Below are 9,671 nucleotides of genomic sequence, written 5' to 3'. Positions count from 1 at the left end.
ATCATGCTGGCCTCGGACTACGCGCTCTGTGCCGAAGCCGTAGCCCAGCAGGCAATGCTGATGCAGCCGCGATCGCCTGCGTCATTGTTGGTCATGGCGTCGATGCACGAGCTTGAGTCCCTTCGTAAACTTCTCGAGTCAGCGCTGGCACACATACACAAGCCAGCGGACCCGCAAGCCGTGCACTGATTCACTACCAGGGAGATCGATCAATGACCACCGAAGACACCCAATGCACCGTCGGTAAAACCATCTTCTACCAAGGCGAAAACCAGACTCATCCGCTATTCCGCATCGAGCCCGGCATTCCCTGCCAGAACGCCCGCGAGCAAGCTTCGGAACTGATGGGCTATGCGCGGGACCTGACCATCGACGGTTTGATGGAAGACAAGCCAAAGCTGATTTGGGCCGCACATTACCTGTGCGCCTTGGGCAAGGCGCTGCTGGATGATGCCGAGCTGGGGATGATGCGCTAGCCAGCGGACTTTGGGCTGCGCTGTCGCGCGGAGCACCGAGCTCACAAAGGGGGTTCGCTTATCCTGTGGGAGCGGCACAAGCCCGCGAAGAATGCAGCGCGGTGCATGGCACCGGCTCTGCCGGTGTTCGCGGGTGAACCCGCTCCCACAACGTGTGCGTCAATTAGTGCGTTATGTGCAGCTTCTGGAGAGTTGCCTTGCCGGAACAACGGGCCGGTCGGAAGGTGCGCCAGAACCGACAACCCGTCGCTGAAGAGGATGCCAGCCAGTAAATACAGGTACCAAAGGACGAATGGTCGAGAGCTGTCAGCCACGGTGGATTGCAGGAAGTTTTTTGCCACTACAGGCGACTCAGCGAAGCGCGTTCGTCGCGGTGGAATGAACTTCACTTTCTCATCGTGTCAGATCAAGTCCTTGTCAAGCGAACTTCATCAGAGGTACAGCCTTATGAGCATGGCCACCATTGTCAGTGCCGTGATTTCCAGTCTCGCACCCAGTGTCTTTGACCATAACAACCTGCAAGGACCCGGCGCGCATGTTGCTGCCGTTGAATATCACTACGGGATGAACATCGATGTGAAACGGGTATTGCAACGTACCGATACATCCGACAAGACCGGCGTGGTACCGGTGACCGTAGTTTATGAAGACAGCAAGGGCGAAATTCACAAGATCCGATTCCTCGAATGGGGTGGAAGCCCCGCCGCACCTACTGGTACGGCCTGATCCGCCTCCTATCGGAGACCTGAAATTTGCCTGCGCCTTAAGCGGGAAAGGAACTTCCTAGGCACGAAGCGAAGATAAACTTTTTGTAAGCATGACTTAAGCCCATCAGCGAATAGGCACACCTAATTCGCAAGGCAATGTCTTGCCTAGATAATCGCAAGATTGACAATCAAATACTGAAATCAGCCAGTCAACGGATAAGTATTATTCTGCCGGACTAGTTACTGTGCAGCGCCAGTTACATCGTTTCACTTGAGGATATGCAAATGAAATCCATGAAAGTACTTTTCGTCATTGCTACGTTGACCGCTTCTTCGTTGGTGATGGCGTCCGGAGGTGGTGATCGCACCTTCGCGCGCATGGAGTCAGCCCGCAAAGCTTCCATGCAGGCGTTTCAGCTTGCAGAGAAACAGAAAGCAGAAGCCGCTTTAGCAGAAAGCAAAGGCAAGGCAGCCGACGACGCTAAAAGCTGAGCGGTATAGCGAAGGGCGCCCATACTGCGGAACCCGGAACCAGTGCAGTACCCTGTGGGAGCGGGCAAGCCCGCGAAGAATGCAGCGCGGTGCATGGCACCGGCTGCGCCGGTGTTCGCGGCCATGGCCGCTCCCACAGGGACGGTGTGAGCCCGAAGCCAGCGCGGTACCTGTGGGAGCGGGTTCTGTGTGGGCGGGCCCTCAGCCTTACCAGCTGTAACTCAACTTGGCCGTCACCTCTCGCCCTGGGTTGTAGTAGTTCGCGGTTCCCGAGCCCACCACATGCTGCTCGTCAAACAGGTTGCTGACGTTGAGCGCCAGGTCAGTCCCCTTGGCAATCTGGTAATTCAGCGCCGCATCGAACAACGTAGTGCCATCGCTTTTCTTGGTGTTGGCCGCATCCATGTAATACGCCCCGACATACCGCGCGCCCAAGCCAACGCTCACGTCAGTACCGGGAATGCTGTAGTAACCCCACAACGAACCCGAGTGCTTCGGTGCCGTGGTGAACTCCTTGCCCTTGAGCGAAGAGCCATCATACAACGCCCCGCGCAGCACTTCCGATTCCATGTACGAATAAGCCGCGATCACGCTGATGTCCTGCGTCACCTGTGCCTTGGCTTCCAGGTCCAGGCCGCGCACGCGCGACTCGCCCACCGTCTGCTGCTCGATGATGCCGCTGGGCAGCACCACGGCGATGGTGACGTTTTCCTGGGTCAGGTCATACACCGCCGCCGAGAACAGCGCGTCCATCCCCAGCGGCGCATACTTCACGCCCACTTCGTACTGCTTGCCGGTCTGCGGTGTGACGCCAACCTGTGGCGGCGAGACGGACTCGACCATGCTCACGTAGGTGGACACCTCATCGTTGACGATATAGGTCAGCGCCGCGCGGTAGGAGGTTTCCGAGAAGTTGTCCTTTTCTTCCTGAACACCGCCGACGTACTCCTTGCTCGACAGGTCCATCGAGTCATTGCGCACGCCGGCGGTGGCGATCACGCGGTCGTAGAACGACAGGTTCTGCTGGAGGAAAACCGCCTGGGTGGTGGCGTCGTTCTTCTTGCGCGTGTAGGGCGTGAGCACGCCCGGCACCCCGGTGAATACCGGGTTGGCGATGTCGATGGAAGGCGCCAGGCCGTAGATCGAGCTTTGCGTGGTGGTGGAATCGAGGTATTCCACACCCACCAAGGTGCTGCTGTCGATGTGCTCGAACTGCGCGTCGTACTGCAGCATCAGGTTGCCGTTGAGCTGGTCGGCGTCGCTGTCGGTACCAAACACGTAACGGGGGATGACGGTGCCGACCCGCGAGGGGTTGTCGCTCAGGTAGGCATAGCCAAAGTCATCGCTCAACTCGCTGTAGCGCAAGTTGCTGCGCAGCACGAAGCCATTGTCGAAATCGTGGGTGATGTTGCCGCTGAGGCTGGTGCGCTCGACGTGGTGGAAGTTGTAGCTGGGCTCGCCAAAGAAATCGCTGCGGTCGTATTCCTTGTCCAGCGGGTAGCCACCGCTGTTCGGCGAGCTATCGGTCTTCAGGTAGTCCAGGATCATGGTCGCCGAGGTGTAGTCGCTAGGCGCCCAGGTGAGGCCGCCCATCACGAAGCGGTTGTCGTCCTGCGAGTGATCGTATTCGCGGTCGCTGTTCTGCATCTTGGCCGTGAAACGGCCGGCCAGGGTCTGTTCATCATTCAGCGCGTCGCCCACATCGATGCCGGTCTCGGCGTGGTCGTAGGAGCCATAGGTCACGTAGCCTTGCCCAAACTTCTCGAAGCGCGGCTGCTTGGTCACGAAGTTCACCGAGCCGCCCGGGTCTGCCGGGCCGAACAGGGTGGAGTTGGCGCCACGCAGAATCTCGATGCGTTCGTAGGCGAACGGGTCTTCGCGTACGCCGCGCATCGAACTCAGGGTCAAGCCGTCACGGTAAGTGGTGGCCTGAAAGCCGCGGATCTGGAAGTAGTCGTTGCGGTCGTCGGAGCCATAAAAGTCGCTGATCACCCCCGGGGTGTACTGCAGCGCCTCTTCCGTGGTGCTGACGCTGCGCTGCTCCATTTCCTTGCGGGTGACCACCGACACCGATGCCGGCGTGTTACGGATGCTGGTCGCCACCTTGCCGCCCACCCACAACTCCTGGGCAACCACCGAGTTCAGGTCGTCGTCGGCGCTGGCCTTGACCTTGGCGTTGATGATGACCGGCGCCAGCCGGTAGTCCTCGGTTGCGCCGAGCTCGAGCGGGCCGGCTGGCTTGGCTTGCGGGACCACCCGGTAGGCATTGGGGCCTTGCTGCTCGGGCGCCAGCTCGGTCCCCTGCAGCAATACCGCCAGCGCCGCCGGGGTTTCCATCGCACCGCTGACACCTTGGGTGGTGCGGTTGGCTACGCTTTGCGCATCGAAAGAAAGGCTGACACCCGCCTGGCGCGCAAAGCGGTCAAGCGCCGGGGCCAACGGGCCGGCAGGGATGCTCCATTGTTGCTGCGGGTTGCTGTGGTCAGCCGCCTGCGGCTGTGCAAGCGACGGCAGCGCGTAACTGCTGACAACCAGCCCCAGGAATGCGCCGTGCAAAGCGCGATTCAATGGATGGCGCTGGGGAACCGGGGTAGAACTCATTTTCTCGCTCCGTGGAGGGTCGGCAGACTGGCCTGTATTCCGGCCTTCCCTACATGCCGAACGAGAATGAGAAAACACCTCATTTATTTTCAACATCGTCTCACCGCCGGTGAGACTTTCTGCGTTGTGCTACAGCGGAAAAAACAAAGGGCACCCTCCAATGGTGCCCTTTGCCTTTACCGCCAGGTGAACCCAATCACCCCATCGAACGCGCCCCTACCGGTTGCGCATGGCCCCGCGTGGTGACGATCCCGAGGAACGAAATCACGATCGCCAGGCCCAGCGTGGAGCTCACTTCCGCCCGGTGTTCAGGCGTGTACATCATCACCGCCAGCGCGCCGGCAATGAACAGGATTACCGCCCAGGTCAGGTACGGGAACAGCCACATGCGGAACTTCAGTTCGGTGTTTTCCCGCTCCAGGCGGCGGCGCATGCGCAGCTGCGAGATGGCGATGACCATGTACACCAGCAAGGCGATGGCGCCAGAGCTGGCCAGCAGGAACTCGAACACACCCTTCGGTGCGAAGTAGTTGAGCACCGCAATGGCGGCGCCGATCAGGGTGCTGCCGAATACCGCAGCGCGCGGTACGCCGACCTTGGAGGTCTTGTTCAGCATGGCCGGGGCGTCACCGCGCTTGGCCAGCGAGTACATCATCCGCGAGGCGATGTAGATCGACGAGTTCATGCAGCTGGTCACTGCCACCAGCACCACCAGGTCGACCATGAAGGCCGCGTTGGGGATGTTCATGATCTCCAGCGCACGCTGGTACGAACCCACCACCGCCAGTTGCGGGTCGTTCCACGGCACCACCGAAATGATCACGAAGATCGACAGGATGTAGAAGGTGCTGATGCGCCAGATCACCGAGCGGGTGGCCTTGGCGATGTTGCGCGACGGGTCGCTGGACTCGGACGCGGCGATGGTCACCGCCTCGGTACCGATGAAGCTGAACATCACGGTGATGAACGCGCCGACCACGGCCGACCAGCCCTTCGGCGCGAAGCCGCCGTGCTCGGCCACCAGGCTGCTCAGGCCGCTGACTTCGCGGTTGGGCAGCCAGCCCATCAAGGCCGCAAAGCCCAGGCCGATGAAGCCGAGAATGGCGGTGACCTTGAGGATCGCGAACCAGAACTCGAACTCGCCGTACTTGGCCACGCTGAACAGGTTGGTACCGGCCAGCAACAGCACCGAGGCCAGGGCGAAGATCCAGCTGTCCACCTGCGGGAACCAGGCATTCAGCACATGCCCGGCGGCCAGCGCTTCGATCGGGATTACCAGCACCCAGAACCACCAGTACAGCCAGCCGATGGTGTAGCCGGCCCAGCGGCCGATGGCCTGGTCGGCGTAGGTGGAAAACGAACCGGTGTCGGGGTGCGCCACGGCCATTTCGCCGAGCATGCGCATGACCAGTACCACCAGGGTCCCGGCCACGAAATAGGAAATTATGGTAGCTGGCCCGGCCGCCGCGATGGCATGGCCCGAGCCGACGAAAAGTCCGGCGCCGATGATGCCGGCGATGGACAGCATCGTTACATGACGTGGCTTGAAACCTTGTGCAAGGTTGCCATCAGATCCCACGGTGTTCATTGATGTTGTTCTCTTTTTGCTGACACAAGGATGGACGGGCAGGTGTAGGCGAAAATATCTCCTTTGAAATCAATAAGTCGACACATTGCTCGCGCGCTGTTGTTGATATTTGGCACGCGTCACAGAGCAGGTGTCAGTGCGGGTCGGGGTTCATTTAAGCCCCGCAAGGCTGTGGGAAATTACACGAGAACGCCCCGGAACTGTTCGATCACGACAGGGCATTTCCGATGACGCCAGATGTCGTGAATGGCATGTCCGATTGCGACAGCGGTTCGTCTGGCGCTTTTGTTTTTCATATGGATGTGTGTTGCCTGGGGCGGCCTTCGCGGGCGCGCCCGCTCCCACAGCGGGCTGCGCATGGTTTGAAGAAGGCCCTGGCCTTTACCAGGTCAGGCAGATCTTGCCGAAATGCCGGTTGCTCTCCTGATAGCGGAACGCCTCGACGATCTGCTCCAGCTCGAAATGCTTGTCCACCACTGGCCGCAGGCCATTGCCATCGATCGCCCGCACCATCGCCTGCTGCTGGGCGCGGCTGCCCACCAGCACCCCTTGCAGGCGAATCTGCCGCACCAGCGCCTGCACCAGCGGCAACTGCCCGGCCACGCCGGTGAGAATGCCGATCAGTGACACATGCCCGCCAATGCGCGCGGCGATCATCGATTGTTCCAGTGTCGCCGGGCCACCGACTTCGATCACATGGTCGACGCCGCGGTTGCCGGTCAGCTCGCGCACTTTTTCACCCCAGGCCGGGGTGCTCTTGTAGTTGATCAGGTGGTCGGCCCCCAGAGCCTTCAGGCGCTCCAGCTTGGCATCGCTGGACGAGGTGGCGATCACCGTCGCGCCGGCCAGCTTGGCGAACTGCAGGGCAAAGATCGACACACCGCCGGTGCCCTGCACCAGCACCGTGTCGCCGGGTTTGAGGTGGTCGTCGCTCATCAGCGCACGCCAGGCGGTGAGCCCGGCCGTAGTCAAGGTGGCGGCTTCGGCGTGGCTGAAACCCTTTGGCGCCAGGGTAAAGGCGCTGGCGCGCGCGGTCACCTGTTCACGGGCGTAACCATCGATGCCGTCGCCGGGGACCCTGGCGAAGCCTTCGACATTGGCCTGGCCGTCGAGCCAGTCGGGGAAGAAGGTACTGACCACACTGTCACCGACCTGGAATTCGCTGACGCCGCTGCCAACCGCGACCACTTCGCCCGCGCCATCGGCCATGGGGATGCGCCGCTCGCTCGGGCCCCACATGCCGCTGACCACGGCAAAATCGTGGTAGTTGAGCGAGCTGGCATGCAAGCGCACGGTGATCTCGCCGGCCTCGGGTGCGGGGGCCTCGCAGGTGCCGACCTCGACCTTGTCGTAGCCGCCGCCGGGTTGTACGTAGATGGCTTTGCTGGTCATGGATAGGGTCTCCGTTCAGGAAAAGATTGGGGTTCAGCATAGACAGGTCCGGCCTCTTCGCGGGTGAACCCGCTCCCACAGGTTGAGTGCTGGACTTGAGCTCGGCGCGGTCCCTGTGGGAGCGGGTTTACCCGCGAAGAAGCCCGCACAGGCGACACAAAAACTCAGCCCAGCATCACCTTCAATGCCCGGCAATCGGCCGCATGCCAATCCACCAGCTCCGGCCACGGGTTGTCCGGCAGGTTCACCAGCACCGTGCGCGCCCCCGCAGCCCGCCCACAGTCCAGGTCAAAGCGGTAATCGCCCACCATCACCAGCTCACCCGGCGCTACACCCCAGGCCTCGGCAATCTTCAGCAACCCATCCGGGCTCGGCTTGGGCGCCGCTTCGTCACGCCCGAGAATGTGCTGCACCGGAAAACAATCCGCCAGGCCGATGGCCTGCAGCGTCACATGCGCCAACTCGCGGGCATTGCGGGTCAGAATACCCAGCCGGCAACCCCGCCCGGCCAGTTCGCGTACCAGCTCCACCGCCCCGGCAGCCGCTGTGGAGGCGATCGCCAGGTCGCGTTCGTGTTCCAGCAGCCAGGCATGCTTGGCCGCTGCTTCGTCCGCAGGCAAGGCCGCCAGGTGGGTGAGGATGTCGTGCTCGGCCGGGATGTCCAGCGCCACGCGAATGGCGGCGAAGTCGTGCACGGCCACGGTCAGGGTGCCGTCCATGTCGAACACCCAGTTGCGCACCTCGCCCAGGCTCATGCCCAGTCCTTGCGATGACGAATCAGGCCTTCCTGGCACGACGAGGCCACCAGCTGCCCAGCCTGGTTGTAGATCTTGCCGCGGCAGAAGCCACGGGCATTACCTGCCCAGGGGCTGTCGGTGGCGTACAGCAGCCACTCGTCGGCACGCAGGTTGCCGTGGAACCACAGCGAATGGTCGAGGCTGGCGATCTGCATGTCGCGCTGCCACACCGATTTGCCATGGGGCAGCAACGAGGTGGTCAGCAGGCCGAAGTCCGAGGCGTAGGCCAGCAGGTATTTGTGCAGCGCGGGCACATCGGGCAGGTTGCCGTCGGCGCGGAACCAGGCGTACTTCACCGGGTCGCCAGGCTTGGGGTTGAACGGGTCGCGCTCGGTGACCGGGCGGATCTCGATCGGTTTGGCGCACAGCACCTTGTCGCGAATGCGCTCGGGCAGTTTGTCGGCCATGGCCCGGGCCAGTTCGACCTCACTGGGCAGGTTTTCCGGGCCGACCACCTCGGGCATCTGCGCCTGGTGCTCGAAACCTTCCTCGTCGTACTGGAACGAAGCACTGCAGGTGAAGATCGGCTGGCCCTTCTGGATCGCCGTCACCCGCCGGGTGCTGAAGCTGCCGCCATCGCGCACGCGGTCCACCGAATACACCACCGGCAGGCTGGCATCGCCCGGGCGCAGGAAGTAGCCGTGCAACGAATGCACATGGCGTGCATCCTCGACCGTCTGGCTGGCCGCCGACAACGACTGGCCCAGCACTTGCCCGCCGTACAGCTGGCGGAAGCCCAGGTCCTGGCTGCGTCCACGGAACAGGTTCTCCTCGATGGACTCGAGGCTCAACAGGTCGACCAGGTCGTCCAACACATGACTCATCGGGGGTTCTCCTAGCAAGGCAAGACGTCTCTACAGCACACTGATGGAGACAAATAATACAGGGTTTGTCATTCGCACCGGGCATAGCCGTGCATTCAAGCGCGCAGGGTCTGCTCCCAGCGTGCACGGTCGATGCGGTACAGCACGTGCGGGCGCAGCGGATGGCCCACGGGCAGGCGCGGGTGTTCGAAGCTGCCGTTCAGGTCCTGCTGCATGCCGATGGCCTGCATGACCTTTTGCGAGGGCAGGTTGCTCTCACTGGTGAACGACACCACCTCTTCCAGGCGCAATTGCGCGAAAGCACAGCGCAGGCAGGTCCATGCCGCCTCGCTGGCGAAGCCCAGGCCCCAGTGGCGGCGTGCCAGGCGCCAGCCGATCTCCACTGCCGGCGTGAACCCGGCATCGAAGCCTACGTGCAACAACCCGGTCATGCCGATGAAGGCACCGCTGTCCTTGCGCTCCAGGGCCCACAGGCCGAACCCGTATTCGTTGAAATGCCCGCGCACGCGGCCGATCAGCGCGGCCGCCTCCAGGCGGGTCAGCGGCGCCGGAAAGTAACGCATCACGTGCGGGTCGGCGCACAGCGCGGCGAACTCGCGCAGGTCGTCGTCATGCCATTGGCGCAGCACCAGCCGTGCGCTTTCCAGTTGCAGGATAGGGGTCATGGGTGTGCTCCGGTTTTGCCGTCTTGCATGTTACAGCGTAGGCGCGGGCGCGTGTTTCACCTGCCCGGCGTGCCCGGAATGCAATTTTCACACGCCCTTCACCGCCCCCCGACAGGCCACTTGGCAGGA

10 protein-coding genes are annotated in these 9,671 nt (G+C 62.2%); 4 read left to right on the top strand and 6 right to left on the bottom strand.

The window, feature by feature from the left end; genetic code table 11:
- The 4 genes from C6A77_RS25810 to C6A77_RS18330 form a co-directional block, all read left to right on the top strand.
- The coding region (locus C6A77_RS25810) for a hypothetical protein (protein WP_241507439.1) at window positions 1-189 on the top strand (189 nt) is incomplete at its 5' end.
- Window positions 190-212: 23 nt separating this feature from the next.
- Window positions 213-476: a DUF3077 domain-containing protein gene (locus tag C6A77_RS18345; protein ID WP_114170744.1), complete on the top strand. Its 264-nt coding sequence runs from the start codon at window positions 213-215 to the stop codon at window positions 474-476.
- A 447-nt stretch (window positions 477-923) separates the two neighbouring features.
- Window positions 924-1,202, top strand: a complete 279-nt coding sequence (locus C6A77_RS18335; RefSeq protein WP_114170747.1) for a DUF2790 domain-containing protein — start codon at window positions 924-926, stop codon at window positions 1,200-1,202.
- Window positions 1,203-1,468: 266 nt separating this feature from the next.
- Window positions 1,469-1,675 (top strand): co-regulatory protein PtrA N-terminal domain-containing protein, encoded by a 207-nt coding sequence (locus C6A77_RS18330; RefSeq protein WP_114170742.1) that lies wholly within the window; start codon window positions 1,469-1,471, stop codon window positions 1,673-1,675.
- 207 nt (window positions 1,676-1,882) lie between these two features.
- Here C6A77_RS18330 and C6A77_RS18320 read toward each other — a convergent pair whose 3' ends face one another.
- The 6 genes from C6A77_RS18320 to C6A77_RS18290 all read right to left on the bottom strand — a co-directional run bounded on the left by C6A77_RS18320 (window position 1,883) and on the right by C6A77_RS18290 (window position 9,542).
- Window positions 1,883-4,276 carry a TonB-dependent siderophore receptor gene (locus C6A77_RS18320; RefSeq protein WP_114170741.1) on the bottom strand — a complete coding sequence of 798 codons (2,394 nt, stop codon included), beginning with the start codon at window positions 4,274-4,276 and terminating at the stop codon, window positions 1,883-1,885.
- A gap of 196 nt (window positions 4,277-4,472) precedes the next feature.
- On the bottom strand, window positions 4,473-5,864 hold the full coding sequence (gene gabP / locus C6A77_RS18315; RefSeq protein ID WP_114170740.1) for a GABA permease: 1,392 nt from the start codon (window positions 5,862-5,864) through the stop codon (window positions 4,473-4,475).
- Window positions 5,865-6,245: 381 nt separating this feature from the next.
- A complete protein-coding gene (locus C6A77_RS18310) occupies window positions 6,246-7,256 on the bottom strand; it encodes an NAD(P)-dependent alcohol dehydrogenase (RefSeq protein WP_114170739.1) in 1,011 nt (336 codons plus the stop codon).
- 164 nt (window positions 7,257-7,420) lie between these two features.
- Window positions 7,421-8,011, bottom strand: coding sequence for an HAD family hydrolase (locus C6A77_RS18300; protein WP_114170737.1), 591 nt, complete (start codon window positions 8,009-8,011; stop codon window positions 7,421-7,423).
- Entirely contained in the window at window positions 8,008-8,877 is an 870-nt protein-coding gene (gene tesB / locus C6A77_RS18295) for an acyl-CoA thioesterase II (RefSeq protein ID WP_114170736.1), read from the bottom strand. The genes C6A77_RS18300 and tesB overlap by 4 nt, the downstream gene beginning before the upstream one ends.
- A gap of 95 nt (window positions 8,878-8,972) precedes the next feature.
- Window positions 8,973-9,542, bottom strand: a complete 570-nt coding sequence (locus C6A77_RS18290) for a GNAT family N-acetyltransferase (protein WP_114170735.1) — start codon at window positions 9,540-9,542, stop codon at window positions 8,973-8,975.
- Between the last annotated feature and the right edge of the window lie 129 nt (window positions 9,543-9,671).

The organism is Pseudomonas sp. AFG_SD02_1510_Pfu_092, from assembly GCF_003331055.1.
GTDB lineage: Bacteria > Pseudomonadota > Gammaproteobacteria > Pseudomonadales > Pseudomonadaceae > Aquipseudomonas.
The sequence above is the reverse complement of the archived record's forward strand: the minus strand, read 5'-3'. Positions and strand labels throughout refer to the sequence as shown.